The 16,768-nt window shown below is 72.1% G+C and carries 13 protein-coding genes; 5 read left to right on the forward strand and 8 right to left on the reverse strand.

Annotated features, from left to right (window positions below):
- Window positions 1-20: 20 nt before the first annotated feature.
- Window positions 21-2,018 carry an AAA family ATPase gene (locus BJ969_RS09520; RefSeq protein WP_184478561.1) on the reverse strand — a complete coding sequence of 666 codons (1,998 nt, stop codon included), beginning with the start codon at window positions 2,016-2,018 and terminating at the stop codon, window positions 21-23.
- Window positions 2,019-2,448: 430 nt separating this feature from the next.
- Here BJ969_RS09520 and BJ969_RS09525 point away from each other — a divergent pair, with 430 nt between their 5' ends.
- Entirely contained in the window at window positions 2,449-3,318 is an 870-nt protein-coding gene (locus BJ969_RS09525) for an aldolase/citrate lyase family protein (protein ID WP_184478563.1), read from the forward strand.
- 651 nt (window positions 3,319-3,969) lie between these two features.
- Here the strand turns inward: BJ969_RS09525 and BJ969_RS09530 are convergent.
- The 4 genes from BJ969_RS09530 to BJ969_RS09545 all read right to left on the reverse strand — a co-directional run bounded on the left by BJ969_RS09530 (window position 3,970) and on the right by BJ969_RS09545 (window position 7,299).
- Window positions 3,970-5,184: a cytochrome P450 gene (locus BJ969_RS09530; RefSeq protein ID WP_184478565.1), complete on the reverse strand. Its 1,215-nt coding sequence runs from the start codon at window positions 5,182-5,184 to the stop codon at window positions 3,970-3,972.
- A complete protein-coding gene (locus BJ969_RS09535) occupies window positions 5,181-5,726 on the reverse strand; it encodes a helix-turn-helix transcriptional regulator (RefSeq protein ID WP_184478568.1) in 546 nt (181 codons plus the stop codon). The genes BJ969_RS09530 and BJ969_RS09535 overlap by 4 nt, the downstream gene beginning before the upstream one ends.
- 156 nt (window positions 5,727-5,882) lie before the next feature.
- Complete coding sequence (locus tag BJ969_RS09540) at window positions 5,883-6,569, reverse strand: DNA alkylation repair protein (protein ID WP_184478570.1); 687 nt, start codon at window positions 6,567-6,569, stop codon at window positions 5,883-5,885.
- A gap of 409 nt (window positions 6,570-6,978) precedes the next feature.
- Window positions 6,979-7,299: an HC3 family zinc finger protein gene (locus BJ969_RS09545; protein ID WP_343071313.1), complete on the reverse strand. Its 321-nt coding sequence runs from the start codon at window positions 7,297-7,299 to the stop codon at window positions 6,979-6,981.
- 524 nt (window positions 7,300-7,823) lie between these two features.
- Between BJ969_RS09545 and BJ969_RS09550 the strand changes: the two genes are divergently transcribed.
- The 4 genes from BJ969_RS09550 (at window position 7,824) to BJ969_RS09565 (ending at window position 12,672) form a co-directional block, all read left to right on the forward strand.
- Window positions 7,824-8,573: a helix-turn-helix domain-containing protein gene (locus tag BJ969_RS09550; protein ID WP_246456724.1), complete on the forward strand. Its 750-nt coding sequence runs from the start codon at window positions 7,824-7,826 to the stop codon at window positions 8,571-8,573.
- On the forward strand, window positions 8,537-8,914 hold the full coding sequence (locus BJ969_RS09555) for a Type 1 glutamine amidotransferase-like domain-containing protein (RefSeq protein WP_184478574.1): 378 nt from the start codon (window positions 8,537-8,539) through the stop codon (window positions 8,912-8,914). Before BJ969_RS09550 ends, BJ969_RS09555 begins: the two co-directional genes overlap by 37 nt.
- Window positions 8,915-9,067: 153 nt before the next feature.
- A complete protein-coding gene (locus tag BJ969_RS09560; RefSeq protein WP_184478576.1) occupies window positions 9,068-9,973 on the forward strand; it encodes an NADP-dependent oxidoreductase in 906 nt (301 codons plus the stop codon).
- A gap of 107 nt (window positions 9,974-10,080) precedes the next feature.
- The gene (locus BJ969_RS09565; RefSeq protein ID WP_184478578.1) at window positions 10,081-12,672 is read left to right on the forward strand and encodes an ATP-binding protein; all 2,592 of its coding nucleotides are present in this window, start codon (window positions 10,081-10,083) and stop codon (window positions 12,670-12,672) included.
- Here BJ969_RS09565 and BJ969_RS09570 read toward each other — a convergent pair.
- The 3 genes from BJ969_RS09570 to BJ969_RS09580 all read right to left on the reverse strand — a co-directional run bounded on the left by BJ969_RS09570 (window position 12,662) and on the right by BJ969_RS09580 (window position 16,756).
- Window positions 12,662-13,090: a Dabb family protein gene (locus BJ969_RS09570; protein ID WP_184478580.1), complete on the reverse strand. Its 429-nt coding sequence runs from the start codon at window positions 13,088-13,090 to the stop codon at window positions 12,662-12,664. The two genes, BJ969_RS09565 and BJ969_RS09570, sit on opposite strands and share 11 nt — an antisense overlap.
- Entirely contained in the window at window positions 13,087-14,250 is a 1,164-nt protein-coding gene (locus BJ969_RS09575; RefSeq protein ID WP_343071314.1) for an MFS transporter, read from the reverse strand. The genes BJ969_RS09570 and BJ969_RS09575 overlap by 4 nt, the downstream gene beginning before the upstream one ends.
- A 145-nt stretch (window positions 14,251-14,395) precedes the next feature.
- Window positions 14,396-16,756, reverse strand: coding sequence for an ATP-binding protein (locus BJ969_RS09580; RefSeq protein ID WP_246456727.1), 2,361 nt, complete (start codon window positions 16,754-16,756; stop codon window positions 14,396-14,398).
- Window positions 16,757-16,768: the final 12 nt, after the last annotated feature.

A 16,768-nucleotide genomic window follows, 5' to 3' on the forward strand; every position in this document is an offset into this window, starting at 1 on the left:
GCTGTTCCTTTCGTCCGGCGTCAATCGGTCAGTTCGGACCACCTGCGGTACTTCTCGGATTCGGCGCGCAGCGTCGCCAGACCGCTGTCGGCGAACGGCGCGATCTCGTCGAAGCAGGCGGCGATCTCCAGGTAGAGCGAGTGGCGCCTGCCGTCGCCCAGCGGGTCGGCGGCGATCCACAGCGCCGCCACCAGCCGAGCGACCGGGGCGAACGGGGCGCTGCCCGGTTTCGTCCAGTTCGCCAGCGAACGCACCAGGTCCAGCTGGGATTCGTCGTGATCGAGTCGATTGGGTGCCGCGGTGATTCGGGCGAGGATGTCCAGCCAGGTGGCCGGATCTGTGCTGTTCAGCAGGCTCGAGAGCCGGAGCGCCACGGACTCGAGTTCGCCCGCGGCGAGCGCGTGGTGGAACTCGCCCACTTCGTCGTCTTGCCTGACGCGATCATGGCTCAACCACGTGTGCACTTCCATCCAGTCGGCAGCGGTGTCCTCCGGGGCGCGGGCCGCGAGCTCCTGCAGCAGCAACCTGCGCAGCACCGGGGGCAGCACGTTGTTCACGCCGTCGTCGCCGGTCACCCACAGCTCCGGCGCGAACACCGACCGGCCGCCGCGCGCATTGACCAGCCCGCTGCTCGCCACGAGCCGTTCAGCTTCGTCCTGGGTTCGGGCGGCGGAGCAGGTGATGAGGTCGTTGAGGACCTCCTTGGGAATGCCCGCGAGGAGGGGCGCGGCGGGCCCGTACGCGGCGACGGCCGGATCCTGTTGCGCGGCGGCGATTTCCGGCGGGTGGAGCAGGTCGCGCAGGTCGATCGGATCGGTGCTGCGCACTTGGATCTCGTCCAGCACGTGGCGGGTCGCGCCCGGATGTCCGTGCGTGAAGCGGAAAACGGTTTCGCTGACGCGCCGCTTCTGGTTGCCCGCGTAGCGGCCGAGTTCGTCGACCATGTTGGCGATCTCGTCGAGCACGAGGTCGCGCAGCCGGATCGGGTACCACGGTTTGTGGCCCTGCTCGGCATAATCCGCGTAGTACGGGTCGTCGCGGGTCAGGTCGAACGCGTCGAGTTCGCGCATGGGCGCGGATTCGCCGGATGCGATCACCGCTCCGGAGCGCTTCCCGCGGCTCGTGGCCACCACCGTCAGCGGGTCGGCTCCGTCCGGGACGTGCGCGGCGTGCTGCCTGCGGGCCTGGACCAGCCCGTCCAGCAGCATCTTGGCGGCGGGCGAGTCGACGTTGTCCAGCAGCACCAAGCAGTTCAGCGGGCGCCGGGCGCCGCGGTTGCCGTGGTCGAAGTTCTCGCGCAGGTCGGCGAGGAACGCCGCCCACAGCAGTTCGCCCGCTTCGCTCGCGCTGTCGGCGCTGCCGGGTTCCCGCGCCCACCGGTTCAGCTCGACGAGCACGTCCAGGGAATTCCGGGCCAGGCCGCGATCCTGGTGCGCGAACCAGTCCTGGCCTTCGGTGAGCACCACTCTGCGGCCGCGCCGCCAGGACATGAGTCCGCGCCGGAGCAGGTCGGGGACGTGATGTCCGGCCGCGGTCCGATCCGTGCTCGGGTCCGGCGCCAACTCGGCCAGGAAGTTCAGCAGCTTGTCACTGCTGCGGTGCTCGGCGAGCGCGTGTTCCGCTTGCAGCCGCGCGAGGGCCGGATCGGTGTCGAGGTCCTGCTCGGCGACGATCTGCCCGGTGATGAAGCGGGGGAAGGCGATCCGGTCGTGCCCGGAGCCGTTCCGATTCAGCTCGTAGACGATCGCTGCGAGCGTGTCCCGGATCGAACCGAGCTCGTCGCAGTCGATGCGCGCATAAGGAACCTGCTGGTCGAGGCGTTGCTGGAGGGCGGCGAGGAAGGCGGTCTTGCCGCTGCCCCGCGGGCCGGTGAACAGCAGCACCGGTAGCGGCCTGCTCTGGGCGCGTCCGTCGTGGCGGGGGCGGTCGGCGAATTCCCGCACCAGGCGCATCGCGGGTTCCCGGCCGAAGAGGTATCCCTCTGCATCCGGTCTTTCCTCGGTAGCGCGCAGTGTCACGAAAAGTCCCCCGACTCATTCAGTTGAACCGCATTCCCCGTTGGCAGGCGACCCAACGTAGTCACACGTCAGCGAAGCGTCAACGAAATCCCGCCGAATTGCGGTATCGGCGAACCCGGTCGGGCGCCACCGGGAGATCAATCCGAGGACCGTCCATTGTGCTTGATCGACAGATCGCCGGTCCGGGCCGTGGAAGGAGGAAAACGCTGATCAACCACGGTTGCCGCGCAGGTCCTGCATCAGGTTCGAGGCACCCCCGCGTCCGCATTCGCCGTCGCTGGAAAGGGGAGCGCCGGTGCGGGAGAACCGTCCACGAAAGCACCACGATGCTCGACGCATCCCCGGAGCGGATGAATCGAACCGGTCGTCGAATGGCAGTCGATCCGGTCGGCTCGTACCGTCGGATTCGGCCGATCTGGGGGGAGCGGACATGATCGAAGGCGATGTGGAAACCGCCGTGCGCGCCGCGCGCAGCTGGATGTACACGCCCGGCACGAAACCGGAACTCGTCGACTCGGCCGCGCGCAGCGGGGCCGACGCGGTGATCCTCGACCTCGACGAGTCGGTGCGGCCCGAGGACGAGGCGATCGCCCGCGGCATGGTCATCGACCACGTGACCACCGCGCGGCGCGAAGACCTGGTGACCGCGGTGCGGATCAACTCGGCGTCGACGGCCGCCGGGCTGGCCGACCTCACCGCGCTGATCTCCGCGAGCGTCGCTCCGGACGTGCTGGTGCTGCCGAAGATGGAGTCGGCGGGCGCGCTCGGCGTCATCGAGAACCTGCTGTTCGAAGCGAGCAGCAGGACGATGCTGGTCCCGCTGATCGAAACGGCGCGCGGACTCCGGGAGCTGCCGCGCATCCTCGCTTCGCAGCACCGGGTGGTGGCCGTGCTGGTCGGTGCCGCGGGCTTGGTCACGAGCCTCGGCGTGGCCGGGGACTGGGAGTCGCTGCGGTCCGTGCGCGGCTCCATCGTGCTCGCCGCCGACGCCGTGGACCTCGTCGCCATCGACGCCCCGTTCTTCGACTCCGGCGACCCGATCGGCTTGGCGGCGGAGACCCGCAGCGCCGCGAAGCTGGGCTTCTCGGCGAAGGCGGCGATCCACCCCGAGCAGGCCCGCGCGATCAACACCGCGTTCGCCCCGACGGAGGACCAGCTCACCTGGGCGCACCAGGTCATGTCGCTCTACGCCGCAGGGGGAGGGGAGCTGGCGGGCGAGGTGGTCGACGACGCGCTCGCCCACCGCGCCCGCCGCTACCTCCGCCGGAACCTGTCCGTCGACACCCTCAGCCCCGCGTAGGCCCCAGCGACTTCGACGCCCCCGAACGCACGAACGCACCGCCCTCCCTCGGAGCTCCGTGCAGGATGATCATTTGATCTTTGTCCTGCCAGCGGCGGAGCCGCTGAGGTTCCGCAGAGCGACCAGTTACCCGCGCGTCCCCGGCGTGCGCGATCGTGCCGTCGTCCGCCCGCGCCTCGTGTCCGGTGATCATGAGCGACCGTTGCGGGCCAGGACGGCGTGCTCGTACCCGAGCTGGTCGCCGAAGTACCGCGGGCCGATCTCCCCGCGCTCCACCGCTCGCTCCCTCCGCTCGCCCCGGCGGACGAGGCACGCCCACCAGTACCGCCGCGAATTCTCCGACCCCTGAACGACGACACCCGACGGACCGAAGTGAACGGACCGTTCGTCCAAGGGGATTGGACGAACGGTCCGTTCACTCGCTGATGCTTCGAGCGGGGGACCGCGTGCGCGCACCGCCAAGGCTTTGTGCGGATGGTTCGGATCGGGTGAGCGGACCGTTCGTCCAACGGGATTGGACGAACGGTCCGTTCACTCGAGGATGTTCGAACCGCCAGGCCGGTGACGGGTGGCCGGGATCGGGTGAACGGACCGTGTGCCCAACGGGATTGGACGAACGGTCCGTTCACTCGGTTCCGGTGGCCGAGGGGGTCACCAGGTGACGGGGAGGGACTTCACGCCGCCGGTGACGCGGTCGGAGCGGACGTCGAGGTCGTCGACGTCGACGGCCAGGCGCAGGTTCGGGTAGCGCTGGAACAGCTCGGTGAACACGACGCGGAGTTCGGTGCGGGCGAGGCTCGCGCCGATGCAGAAGTGCGCGCCGTGCCCGAAGGACAGGTGCACGTTCGGCTTGCGTTCCGGGTCGAACTCGGTCGGGTCGGTGAACGCGCCGGTGTCGCGGTTCGCCGCGCCCGTCGGGATGATCACCGCGTCGCCGGACGGGATGGTCTGCTCGCCGAAGGTGACGTCCTCGTGCGCGTAGCGCAGCAGCCCGAGCCCGCCGGGGTCGGCCAGCCGCAGGATCTCCTCGACCGTCTGCTGCGCGAGCCCTTCGGGGTCGGCGACGAAGGCGTCGCGCCGGTCCTGCTCGGTCAGCAGCATCAGCACGCCGAGGTCGATGCGGGTCACGGTCGTCTCGTGCCCGGCGAACAGCAGCCCGGAGGCGAGCCTGGTCATCTCGTCGTCGTCGAAGTCGGGGTCGTCGCGCTGCGCCTGGACGAGGTCGGTGACGACGTCCTCACCGGGGGAGCGGCGCTTCACCTCGGCGAGCCGGCCCATGTACGCGGCGAACTCGGCGCGCGCGGCGAGCGCGTCCCCGCCGGTGCCCATCCGGCTGATGCGGTCGGAGAGCTGGTGGAAGTACTCGCGGTCCTCGAACGGCACGCCGAGCAGTTCGCAGATCACCAGCACCGGCAACGGGAACGACAGGTGCTCGTGCAGGTCGACGACACCGTTCGGATCGGCCTCGTGAGCGGCTTCCAGCGAGGCGAGGCAGCCGGCGACGAGTTCGCGGACGTGCTCGGTGAGCAGCCGCATCCGCTTCGCGGAGAACGCCGGGGTGAGCAGCTTGCGCAGCCGGGTGTGCGCGGCCTTCTCGGTGTCGTAGCTGCCGGACGGTCCGTCGAGGATGCCCGCGTCGGACACTCGGGCGGCCTGCTCGGGGGCCGGGTGCGAGCGGCCGAAGCGCGGGTCGCCGAACACCGTGCGCGCCACCTCGAAGGAGGTGATCAGCCAGGCCGGGTCCCCGGCGGGCGTGCGCACCCGCGCGATCGGCGCCTGCTTGCGCAGCACGTCGTAGAGCGGAGCGGTCTCCAGCACGTTGGGCCGGTCGAACGGCAGTTGCGGCAGCTGTTCGGTGGTGGTCATCGGCGCTCCTTCTCCTGTGGTGGTGCGGAAATCGGTGGTGCGCCGGTGGCGCGGGCGTGGATGCCTGCGAGCCAGTCGAGCTCGGCGTGCACACGGCGGGCGGCTTCGCGCAGCGCTTCCTGCCCCCATCCTTCGGAGCTGCCGCGTTCGAGCGCGATGAGCCGGTCGCGGCGTTGTTCGAGGGCGTGGCGGCGGGCGTCGAGCACGACCGCGCGCTCGTCGACGGTCAGCCAGTCGAAGTGGGCGAGCCGCGCCAGGAACTCCGGTTCGTCACCGGCGAGTTCGGCGGGCAGGTCGGCGAGCATGTCGTGCAGCAGTTCCCGGCCGACCTCGGTGATCGTGTAGACGTTGCGCGGCGGCCTGCCCTCCTGCGGTTCCGGGTTGCGCAGTACCGCCCCGGCCTCGGAGAACCTCCGCAGTGCCGGGTAGAGCGAGTTGTTCGACAGCGCGTAGCCGGTGCCCTCCTCCACGCGCTTGCGCAACTCGTAGCCGTGCGAGGACTGCTTCGCGAGGTTCGCCAGCAGCAGCACATCGATCCACACCTATGTCACGATAACCTAGGTCAGCGTGACCGTCGATGATGCGACGAAGACGACGGGCGGGTGAGGGTCGACCGCGGCGGTCGTACCTGGTGAGAGGCCGCGGGGTGGCGCGAACGGGGGCGCGAGCAGCTCAGCGTTCCCGGCGACGCGCGTTCGTCACCCCTCGGCGCGGCGGCGGACCATCTCGGTGATCCAGATCGGCGCGTAGGGCGAGGTGCAGTTCGGCGGCGTGGGGTAGTCCTTGAGGACTCCGAGCCGTTCGCCGATGCCGATCGCGCGGGCGCGGTGCTCGGGGTGGTGGATGCCGATGGCGGCGAGGCATTCGTTCATGGCCCACTGCAAGCGTTCCGGCGCCTCCTGCATGCGCTGCTCGATGAGGTCGAGGAGCTCGTGCAGGTCGAGCCCGGCGGGGGCCTTCGCCACTCGATCGCCGGTCAGTGCCCACCCGGCGCTCGCGACGACCGGGTCGGGGTCGGCGAACCAGGCGGCGCGGAGTTCGTCGGCGTGCGGGTTCTTCTGCACGACGTTGCTCAGCAGCCAGCCGTGCACCTTGGGCGTGCGGGCGTCGCGGAGCATCGCGTCGAGTTCGGCCGCGCCGTAGGACTTGGGGCGGCTGATCAGGGTCGCGACGAGCCGGGCGGCTGTGTCGCCGGTCCTCCAGAGCTCGCCCGCGAGGTCGTGCTGCACCTTGAGGCGCTTGGCCACCGCGCGCAGCTTGGTGAGGTTGACGGCGTGGTCGTCCCCGTGGCGTTCGTTCACCGCGCGGGTCTTCGGGTCTTCCAAGGCCGCGAGTTCCGCCAGGACGTCCTCGACGCTGGTGTTCGATTCGGAACCGGTCGCCACGACGCTCTCCTCTGCTCTCCTGCCCGTGCCCACCCCAGCGTACGTGCGGATTCGCGGGTCCCCGGCCGCCGTGATGGGGAGCGGTCCGGGTCGGTGGTGCTGAGTTCGGCGGTTCCGGACCGCGTGGCCGGTGGATGAGCCATTCGACGGCACCGTTCGGTGAGTCCGTCAGCCTGACCCGAGTGGGAGCCCGGCCGGGGTTGTCGGGGTGCGCCCGGCCGGGCTCCGCAACGGCGGCCGGGCGGGCGGGGAGGAGCCGCGTCCGGCCTGACCTCGCCACCGGCGAGGTCCCGGCCCGCGCCGAGCCGGGGGTGCGGGGCGGCGGGCCGAGTTCGTCGAGCCGTCGCGCGGAAAACTCGCGCGGCTCGGGGAAGTTCGTTGGTATTGCGGGGAAGTCCGGTGCGCTGTTCTAGAATTCGCTGTCTCGGCGGGATTCTCGTGGTGTGCTGTTCCTAGCGGCGTGCAATGCGGAATTGCACGAGTCGCAGGACGGCGCCCGCACCCACTCCTCCTCGGAGACCTCCTCGGGCAGCGAAACCTCTACGCCGCACACGGAAGTGGCGTCCGGGCGACCGTTCCACCGCGGACCGCGGAAAGCGTGCCGAACCCCGTCCCCGGCCGGACGCCAGAAGTGCCGCCCGCTCACGCCGCCCACCGGAACCTCCGGCACGACGACCGGTGCTGCGGCCGAACGCAGGCCGTTGCGAGGAGAGCAGCGCACCCGCCGCACACCTCCCGATCCGCCTCACCGTCCGGAAAACCCGCGCGCCGCAGGTGGACCGGGCCGTAGACGTAGGTTCCGCACAACGCGGCCAACGCCCCGCCGCCGGCCCGCCGCACCGCGTGCCAGCGCGTGTCCACCGGTCCGCGCGAGGCCGCCCACACCGAGACCGTCGCCGTGATGGCGTGATCTTCTCGGGGGCGACGACTTCCGAAGTGGAATTCTCTCATTGCGATTTCACCGCCGTACCGGGAATTTCCAGCTGTGGCGTTCTGGGGGTTCATCGGAATGCTCCTTCGGGTTCTCGTTCCGGCACTCGGCTTCCGGGGCTCTCGGGGTGGAGTGGCATCATCATCGGAGAGGCGGTCAGCGCGTTGCTGATGTTCGAAAACGATGCACCGGCAGGGGATTCGCCGACAACGGCGTGCTCTTAACCGCATCGGGTGATCAGGTAGGTGCACTCGCGGCCATTGATGATGGCGCGGGTACGACGACACGGAGCGCGGATGGCGAGAACTCCGAAGAATCACGCCTTGGGGAAGGCGCTGCGGCAGGCGCGCGAAGAGCACGGGCTGACGTTGCGCGCGTTCGCGAAGCGGCTGGAACGAGATCCGGGAGTGCTCTCGCGGTGGGAGACCGGTGACCGCACTCCTCGGCCCGAGCAGGTGGCCCAAGCGCTGACCTCGCTCGGGATCAACGGCGAGCGGTACGAGGAGGTGGTGGCGCTCGCGCACGGTGCCGACGACCCGAACTGGGTCGCGACGACACTTCCCGCGCAACGGCAGCAGCTGGAAGCGCTGATCGACTTGGAGCGGCGAGCGACGAAGATCATCGAGGTATCGCCGCTGATGATTCCAGGGCTGCTGCAAACGAGTGACTACATCGGCGCGGTGATGAAAGGGGGTGGCGTACCTGAATCCGAGCTCGCTGCGCGAACTTCCCGCCGGATCAGTCGCAGGGAATCGGTGATCGGGCACCAGCCCGCAGAGCTCGTCGCGTTCATCGGCGAGGCAGCCTTGCACCAGGTGATCGGCGATCGGTCCGTCCTGCGTGCGCAGCTGCGTTTCCTGGATCAGGTCGCGGCTAAGCCGAACATCGAGCTCCGCGTCGTTCCGCTCGCCAGCGGATGGCATCCAGGGCTGGAAGGTCTCTTTCTCCTCATCCGGTCCGAGCTGGGAGAGGTCGTCCATTTGGAGAATCGCAAGTCTGGGCTCTTCCTGTGGCCGGACTCGACCTCGTCTGGGTCGTGGGCGGCAACGCTTTCGTCCTGGCCCGCGCCATGACGCAGGCAGGATTCCGCGACGCCCTCGCCGCGCAGTTCCCCCGGCGCGAGTTCACCTACGGCGGTTACTCGGCGGGTGCTTGCGTCGCCGGACCGGACCTCCGGGGCATCGACCTCATGGACGACCCGGCGGTCCTGCCTGACGGGTACTCGTCGACCGCCGCGCCCGAGTGCCTCGGCCTGGTGCCCTATCGGATCGTCCCGCACTGGCGCTCCGGCCACCCCGAATCGGACAGCGCGGAGAACGCCGCCGCTCACCTGGCCGAGCACGGATCGGCGCACCGATGCCTCCGGGACGGGGAGGCGGTCAACGTCCACGACATCACCGGCCCGGCCGCCTGACTTCCCGGCTCCCGGCGAGCGGTGAACCGCTGGTCACAGCGCACCGCTGATTCCCGGCGTACCGTGATCTTGGGCGACGCGTGGGAGCGCCGCCGCTGATCTCGGACGGAGAGCGGCGCGCGCCGGTGGGCCGCGCCGGAGAGGCGAGGCGTCATGCGTGCGGTCAGGTACCACGAGTACGGCGGCGTGGAGGAATTGGTGGTCGAGCAGGCGCCCGAACCGCATCCGGGAGCCGGTGAAATCCGCATCCGCGTCGCGGCGGCCGGCGTCAACCCGGTCGACTGGAAGGTGCGTTCCGGCGCTGCCCGCGACTTCCTGACCGTCGAGCTGCCCGCGATCCCGGGGCGCGACGCCGCCGGAGTGGTCGACGAGATCGGCACCGGCGTGTCGGGCGTGAACGTCGGTGACCGCGTGTTCGGGCTCGGTGGCGTCACCGGTGCGTCGGCGGAATCGGCCGTGCTGTCCGCTTGGGCCGCCGCCCCCGACACCTGGGACGACGCGCAGGCCGCGAGCGCGGGCCTGGCGTCGGTGACCGCGATCGGCGGGCTGAACCCGCTCGGCCCGCTCGAAGGGCGGACGCTGCTCGTGGAAGGCGGGGCCGGTGGGGTGGGCAGCGCGGCGATCGAGATCGCGATCGCCCGCGGCGCGACCGTGATCGCCACGGCCGGCGAACGCAACCACGCCTACCTAGCGTCGCTCGGCGCGGTCCCCACGACGTACGGTCCCGGCCTCGCCGAGCGCGTCGGAGCCCTCGCGCCGGGCGGTGTCGACGCCGCGCTGGACACCGCGGCCTCCGGTTCGCTCGCCGACCTCGTCGCGATCGTGGGAGACCCCGCGCGCGTCTCCACGGTCGCCGACCAGGCCGGTGCGGCGCGCCTGGGCGCGCACCAGGCCAACGCGGAGAACAACCCCGCGTACCTGGCGGAGGCGGCGGAGCTCGGCGCGCAAGGCCGCTACACGCCCCAGGTGGAGCGGACCTTCTCGCTCGACGAACTCGCCGAGGCGCACTCGTACGTCGAGCGCGGGCACACCCGGGGCAAAGTAGCGATCCTGTTGTGATCGGGCCTCGCACGCTCGCCGTCGCACTCGGCCTGCGCGGTGCTCCGGTCGACGAGAACGCCGGTCGGGAAAAGAGATCGTTCCCGCCGCGCCGGTAATCTCGCCGCATGCGCACGGATTCGCCGCTCGTCGGACGCGATGAGGAGCTCCGCCTGCTCGGGCGGCTGACCTCGGCCGCGGCCGACGGGCGCGGCGGTGCGCTGGTGCTGCGCGGGGAGCCGGGCATCGGCAAGAGCGCGCTGCTCGACCACGTCCGCCGGGCGAGCGGCTTCCTGGTCGTCGCGGCCTCCGGGGTCGAGTTCGAATCGGAGCTGCCCTTCGCCGGGCTGCACCAGCTGTGCCTGCCGCTGCTCGGTCGGGCCGCCGAGACGCCGGAGGCGCTGCGCGACGCGTTCGGTTCGACGGGCGCCCCGGACGTGTTCCGGGTCGGGCTGGCGGTGCTGGAGCTGATCGACGTGGCCGCGCGGGAACGGCCGGTGCTGTGCGTGATCGACGACGCCCACTGGCTGGACCACGCCTCGGCGAAGGTGCTGGCGTTCGTCGCGCGGCGGATCGCCGAGGAACCGGTGGCGATGGTGTTCGCGGCGCGGGACGGGTTCGACGAACTCCCCGGGCTGGAGCTCGGCGGCCTGCCCGAAACGCAGGCGCGCCGGTTGTTGCGCGCCACGCTCGACGAGCAGGTGCGGGACCGCATCCTCGCCGAGGCGCGCGGGAACCCGTTGGCACTGCTGGAGTTGCCGGAGGAGAGCGGCGAGCCGCCGGTGGCGTCGTCGGTGCCGCACCGGATCGAGCGGTCCTTCCGCGCCAGGTTCGCGGAACTGCCCGCGACCGCTCGGACGCTGCTGGTCGTCGCCGCGGCCGAACCGGCCGGAGATCCCGCGCTGGTCTGGGCCGCCGCAGGCGAACTCGGCATCGACGGTGCGACGGCCGCGACGGCGGAGGCATCCGGTCTGGCCGAGTTCGGCACGCGGATCCGGTTCTGCCACCCGCTCGCTCGATCCGCCGTCCTGCGCGCCGCCGACGCCGAACAGCGCCACGCCGCGCACCGGTCGCTCGCCGCCGCCACCGACCCGGTCGCCGATCCGGACCGCCGCGCGTGGCACCGCGGCCAGTCCGGCACCGGGCCCGACGAGGAGGTGGCGGCGGAACTGGAATCGGCCGCCTCCCGCGCCGGCGCGCGCGGTGGTGTCGCGGCGGCCGCCGTCGTCCTCGAACGCGCGGCGGCGCTGTCGCTGGACCCGGTGCACCGCACCGATCGCACGTTCGCGGCCGTGCGGGCGCGGCTCGCGGCGGGAGGGGTCGACGCGGCGACCGACCTGCTCGCGACCGTGGACACCGGCGGGCTCGACGAGCGGCGGCGAGCCGAAGCGGACCTGCTGCGCGGCCGGATCGCGTTCGCCTCGGGCGGCGACGGACCCGCGTTCATGCTCCGCGCCGCCCTGCGACTGTCCGAAGTGGACCCGGCGCTGTCGCGGGAGCACCACCTGGACGCGCTGGAGATGGCGCTGGTCGTCGGCCGGGCCTCCGGGGTGCTCGACGCGGTGCTGAACGGCGCCGCGCCCGCACCGGGACCGCCCGACGTCCTCGACGCGCTGGTGGCGCTGGAGACGCGCGGCCACCTGGCGGCAGGCCCCTTGCTGCGCGCCGCCGTCGCCGACGACACCGCGATCGCCGCCCGCCCCGCGCTGGCCGCCATGCTCGCGGCCGAGCTCTGGGACCTGGACGCGCACGCCGACGTCACCGGCCGGATCGTGCGGTCCGGCCGCGCCTCCGGATCGCCGATGGTGGTGCGGCTCGGCCTCGCCCAGACCGCGTCCGGCGCCGTGCTCGCCGGTGACTTCGCCACCGCCGCGTCGGCGATCGCCGAGGAAGAGGCCATCGCCGACGCCGCGGGGGAAGCGCCGCTGCGGTATCCGCGCCTGCACCTGGCCGCGATGCGCGGGGACCACGAGGAACTGGCGAGGCTCGGCACCGAGGGGGACGGCGGCGGACAGCTCGCCGCCAACCTGCACTGGGCCACCGCGCTGCTGCACAACGGCCGCGCCGACTACCGGGCGGCGCTGGCCGCCGCCGAGGAGGCGACGGCGCCCGGTGACCTGTTCCTCGCCGGGGTCGCGCTGCCCGAACTGGTCGAAGCCGCCTCCCGGTGCGGCGCGCGGGCCGCCGCCGAAGCCGCGGCCGGCGCGCTCGCCGAACGCACCCGGGCCGGTGGCGCGCCGTGGGGCCTCGGCGTGGCCGCCTGCGCCCGCGCGCTGATCAGCGACGACGAGGACGACTACCGGGAAGCCCTCGACCACCTCGACGCCTCCCCGGCGGCCCCGTACCGGGCGAGAACCCGGCTGCTGTACGGGGAATCGCTGCGCAGGCGCCACCGCGGGCTCGACGCCCGCGAACACCTCCGCGCCGCGCACCGGGAACTCACCGACCTCGGGATGACCGCGTTCGCCGACCGCGCGGCCGCCGAGCTGCGCGCGGCCGGAGGACGGATCACCGAACGCCCCGCACCCGCCGCCGACGGGCTCACGTTCCAGGAACGGCACATCGCGCGGCACGTGGCCACGGGCGCGACGTCGAAGGAGGTCGCGGAGCGGCTCTTCCTCAGCCCCCGCACGGTCGACGCCCACCTGCGCAACATCTTCCGCAAGCTCGGCGTCACCTCGCGTCGCCGGTTGCGCGACCTGCCCGACTTCAGGCCCTGACCGACCCGCCGTGCGGGCCGGGGGCGGCGCTGCCGCGGTACTCGCCGAGGCCGGAGACGAGCGCGGCGATGTCCGGCATGCCGTCGTACCGCCGCCGGTGCAGCTGCGCGATCTTCCCGGCGAGCCCGGGGTCCGGGTCGTCGGTGATGTCGAACGACGCGAACCGGTCCACCAGCGGCAATCCGACGCGATCGGTGTTGAGGTGCGCCGGGTGCACCAGGTACTCCTGGTAGCCGTCCAGATCCGCCAGCACGAAGACGGCGCCGAAGTCGTAGTCGCCGCCGTGGTCCGGGCCGACGACGAAGGACCGCACGGCCGGAATCGCCCGGCCCTGTTCGCGCAGGCTCTCCAGCGCCTCCTCGACCCGCTCCGGTGCCGCGTCGGCCCTGAAGGTGAACCGGTTTCCGTGGTAGATCATCGTGCTTCCCTCTCGTTTCGGTGCCACGTCGTTGCGGTGAGCGCGGCGGCGGTCAGCGCCGCGCCGGTCCAGGTGAAGGCGCCGGAGATTCCGGCCACCTCGATGAGCGGTTGCGCCGCCAGCGGCGACAGGAACTGGCCGAGGAAGATCCCGGTGACGAGCCCGCTGAGCACCCGCCCGCGCCTGGCGGGCGTCGCCAGTTCCGCGAGCCGCAGGTTCAGGTCGGGCACCACGAGCCCGACTCCGACGCCGCCGACGAGCAGGCCGAACACGATCGGCACGGCGGAACCGGCCGTGCCGATCACCACCCAGCCCAGCCCGAGCAGAGCGATGCTGCCCGCCGTGAGCACTCGCGGGGCCGGCCCGGCGCGCAACGCCGGGAACGCGAGCGCGCCCACGGCGCCGGTCAGCGTGCTGCACGCGACGACGGCACCCGTGACCGCCGGGCCGAGGTGGAACCCGGCCAGCAGGAACGGCAGCTGCGTCGGCGCCATGTAGAACACGAGCGTCGCCACCAGCGCCAACAGGTAGATCCCACCGATGCGTCGGCCGTTCCGCTCCCGCCCGGCGGCGGGAGGGGCCGAGCTGCGCCGGGTCCCCTCGATCGTCCGCCACGCCAACGGCAGCACCAGCGCACCGGCGGCGTAGAGCCAGAACGGCAGTCGCCAGTCCACCGCCGACAGCACCCCGGCCAGCGGCAGGAAGACGACGCCGCCGAGGCTCGCGGCGGCCTGTTGCCTCCCGAGGAACGCGGCGCGCCGCCGCCCGTCGAACCAGTCGGTGATCAGCGCGCTGATCGCGGTCAGGAGGCCGCCGACCGCGACCCCGAGCAGCATCCGCGTCACCAACAGCAGTCCCAAACCCGTCGCGAAATAGCCCGCCGTGCCCGCCACCGCGTACAACGCCAGCGCACCGACCAGCAGCGGACGGCGGCCGAGCCGGTCGGCGACCGCGCCGGACAGCGGCGCGCTGATCGCGATCGCCAGCGACGTGATCGTCAACGCCAGCCGCACCAGCACGTCGGCGCCCGCGAAGGCGACGGCCATCGCGGGCAGGCTCGGTGCGATCAGCGCCGCCGACATGATCGTCAACCCGGCGGCGCCCAGCACCGTCACCTGCGCCGCCCGCGTCGGCGTCCCCCGAACCGTCGTTGTGCTCACGACGTCGACCCTGGCAGCGGCACCGTAGGAAGCGCGTCGGCGAAAACCACCTACGTGGAACGCGGCGGGCGACTAGGCGAACCGCTCACCGGGTACAGCGAGATGATCAGTCGTGGTGGCGCGGGTTCTCGCGGTCTTGGACCCGCTACGCGCCGTCCGGGGCGTCGCGGAGGCGGGCTCGGGTGCGTTCGGCGGTGGGGTCGGTGAAGTCGGCGAGCAGGTCCGTCGCCTCACGTCGGCACCGGTCGGCTTCGGCGGTGTCGCCGGTGCCGTCGAGGGCGGTGCTGAGGTGGGCCAGCGCCAGGGCCAGCTGCCACCGGTCGTCCAGTTCGCGGAAGGTGTTCGCCGCCAAGCGGTGGAATCCGGCGGCCTCCTCGGCCCGGTCCAGCTCCGAGTAGACCGTTCCGGTGACGTCGAGCGCTTCGGCTTCCCTGGCGCGGTCGGACAACCGGCGTTGCATGGAAGCCGAGCGCTGGAAGGAGATCAACGCCTCCGACGGCCGTCCGAGGTCGACCTGCACCCGTCCGAGTTCGAGCGACCAGTACGCCTCCCACGCGCGGTTCTCGTGCGCGTGGGCGATCGCCAGCGCCTCCTCGACGTAGCGGTGCGCGTCCTCGGGGCGTCCGAGTCCCCGGTGGGCGTGGCTGAGACCGCGCAGCGCGTCGCCCCGGCCACCGGGAGCGCCGAGCCGGGTGTAGCGCTCCACGGCGTCCCGCAGCAGGCTCGCGGCCTCCTCGAAGCGCTCCAGTCCCAAGTGGACGTTGGCGGTGTTGTTCGACGACACCGCGATCCAGTACTCGTCGCCGACCTCGACGGCGAGCCGGTGGGTCTGCTCGAACATGATCAGCGCCCGGTGCAGTTCGTGGCCCCGCAGGTGCGCCATGCCCACGGCGTTGGTGGAGGCCAGTTCGCCCCGCCGATCCCCGAGCTCGCGGCGGATGTCGAGCGCCGCGCTCTGGAAGCGGATTCCCTCCGCGCGCCTCGAGAACTGCGTGTGCGCCTTGCCCAAGCTCTCCAGCATGTCGGCCTCGGCGTGCCTGTCGCCGGAGGAACGGGCGGCGCCCAGGCCGATGGTGCTGGTCGCGAACCAGTCGTCGAACTGGTTGCGGCTCGCGTAGATCCCGCGCAGCAGCGCGGGAAGCAGCCACGCGAGCTCGGGGAGGTCCGCTTCGTCGGCGGCCCGCGTGGCGGCGACGAGGTTCATCCGCTCGCGCTCGTACCACTGCACGGCCTCCTCCGGCGTCGCGAAGTCCTGGGAGCCGGAACCGCCGATCGGCGGGCGCCGGTGCGCGGGAGCGAGCACCCGCACCGCCTGGTCGGCGCACCCCGCGTACCAGCGCACCGACCGGTCGAGCGCGGCTCGGGCGGTCTCGGCGGATTCCTCGGTGCGGGCCTGGTCGGTGGCGTAGGCGCGCAGCAGGTCGTGGAACTCGTAGCGGTCCGGCCGCCGCTGCTCCAGCAGGTGCGCGCCCACCAGGTCGTCCAACAGCCGGCGCACGCGCACCACTGGCAGGTCGGCCAGCGCGGCGGCGGCGGCCGAGCCGAAATCACGACCGGGATGCAGCCCGAGCAGCCGGAACAAGCGGCTCGCGTCCTTCGACAACGCGCGGTAGGACCAGGCGAACACGGAACGGACCGCGTCCGCATCGTCGTCGTCGCCCGCGGTGAGCGCGTCCCACAGCGCGGATTCGTCCCGCAGTTCCTCGATGAGGTCGCCCAGCGGCACGCTCGGCCTGCTGATCGCGCGTTCCGCCGCGATGCGCAGCGCCAGCGGGAGGCGCGCGCACAGCCGGGCCAGCTCGTCGAGCTCCGCACCGTCGTCGGGACCCCGATGGCCCTCGGACAGGCTCCGCAGCAGCCGCACGGCCTCCTGTTCGGGCAGGACGCCGAGCGTCACCCTGCGGGCGCCGTCGCGCGCGACGAGCCCGGAAAGCCTGCTTCGGCTGGTGATCAGGGTGAGGCACTCGCCGCTGCCGGGCAGCAGCGGCCGGACCTGCCCGACGGTCGCCGCGTTGTCGAGCACGATCAGCATCCGGCGCCCGGCCAGTTCCGAGCGGTACAGCGCCGCGCGCGATTCGAGGTCGCCCGGAATCCGATCACCGGGCACGCCCAACGCGCGCAGGAAGCGATCCAGCGCCTGATCGGGCGTGACGAGCGGCCCCGGATCGTAGCCGTGCAGGTTGACGTACAGCTGCCCGCCCGGGAAGCGCGGCGCCATGCGGTGCGCCCAGTGCACGGCCAGCGACGTCTTGCCCACCCCGGCGGTGCCGACCACCACGCACGGAGCCATCGCGCCCTCGTCCGGCAGCAGCAGGTCGAGCTGTTCGAGCTCGCCGTGCCGGTTGACGAAACCCGGCACGTCGGCCGGGAGCTGCCGGACGACGCCGTCGTCACCGCGCGCGGTGCGGTGGAAGTGGATGCCACCGCTGACGCTCCCGGCCTGGATCACTTCCCGCGCGCTGCCGGAGAGCTCGTTCCTGGATTCGTCGCCGTCCCGCGTCGGCATGTCACCCATCTC

The organism is Saccharopolyspora gloriosae, from assembly GCF_014203325.1.
Taxonomy (GTDB): Bacteria; Actinomycetota; Actinomycetes; order Mycobacteriales; family Pseudonocardiaceae; genus Saccharopolyspora_C; species Saccharopolyspora_C gloriosae.

Excerpts from the sequence above, each read along its gene's own strand:
- BJ969_RS09565 (WP_184478578.1), top strand. The coding sequence starts at position 10,081 with ATGCGCACGGATTCGCCGCTCGTCGGACGCGATGAGGAGCTCCGCCTG.
- BJ969_RS09530 (WP_184478565.1), bottom strand. The coding sequence starts at position 5,184 with ATGACCACCACCGAACAGCTGCCGCAACTGCCGTTCGACCGGCCCAAC.
- BJ969_RS09580 (WP_246456727.1), bottom strand. The coding sequence starts at position 16,756 with ATGCCGACGCGGGACGGCGACGAATCCAGGAACGAGCTCTCCGGCAGC.
- BJ969_RS09525 (WP_184478563.1), top strand. The coding sequence starts at position 2,449 with ATGATCGAAGGCGATGTGGAAACCGCCGTGCGCGCCGCGCGCAGCTGG.
- BJ969_RS09560 (WP_184478576.1), top strand. The coding sequence starts at position 9,068 with ATGCGTGCGGTCAGGTACCACGAGTACGGCGGCGTGGAGGAATTGGTG.
- BJ969_RS09570 (WP_184478580.1), bottom strand. The coding sequence starts at position 13,090 with ATGATCTACCACGGAAACCGGTTCACCTTCAGGGCCGACGCGGCACCG.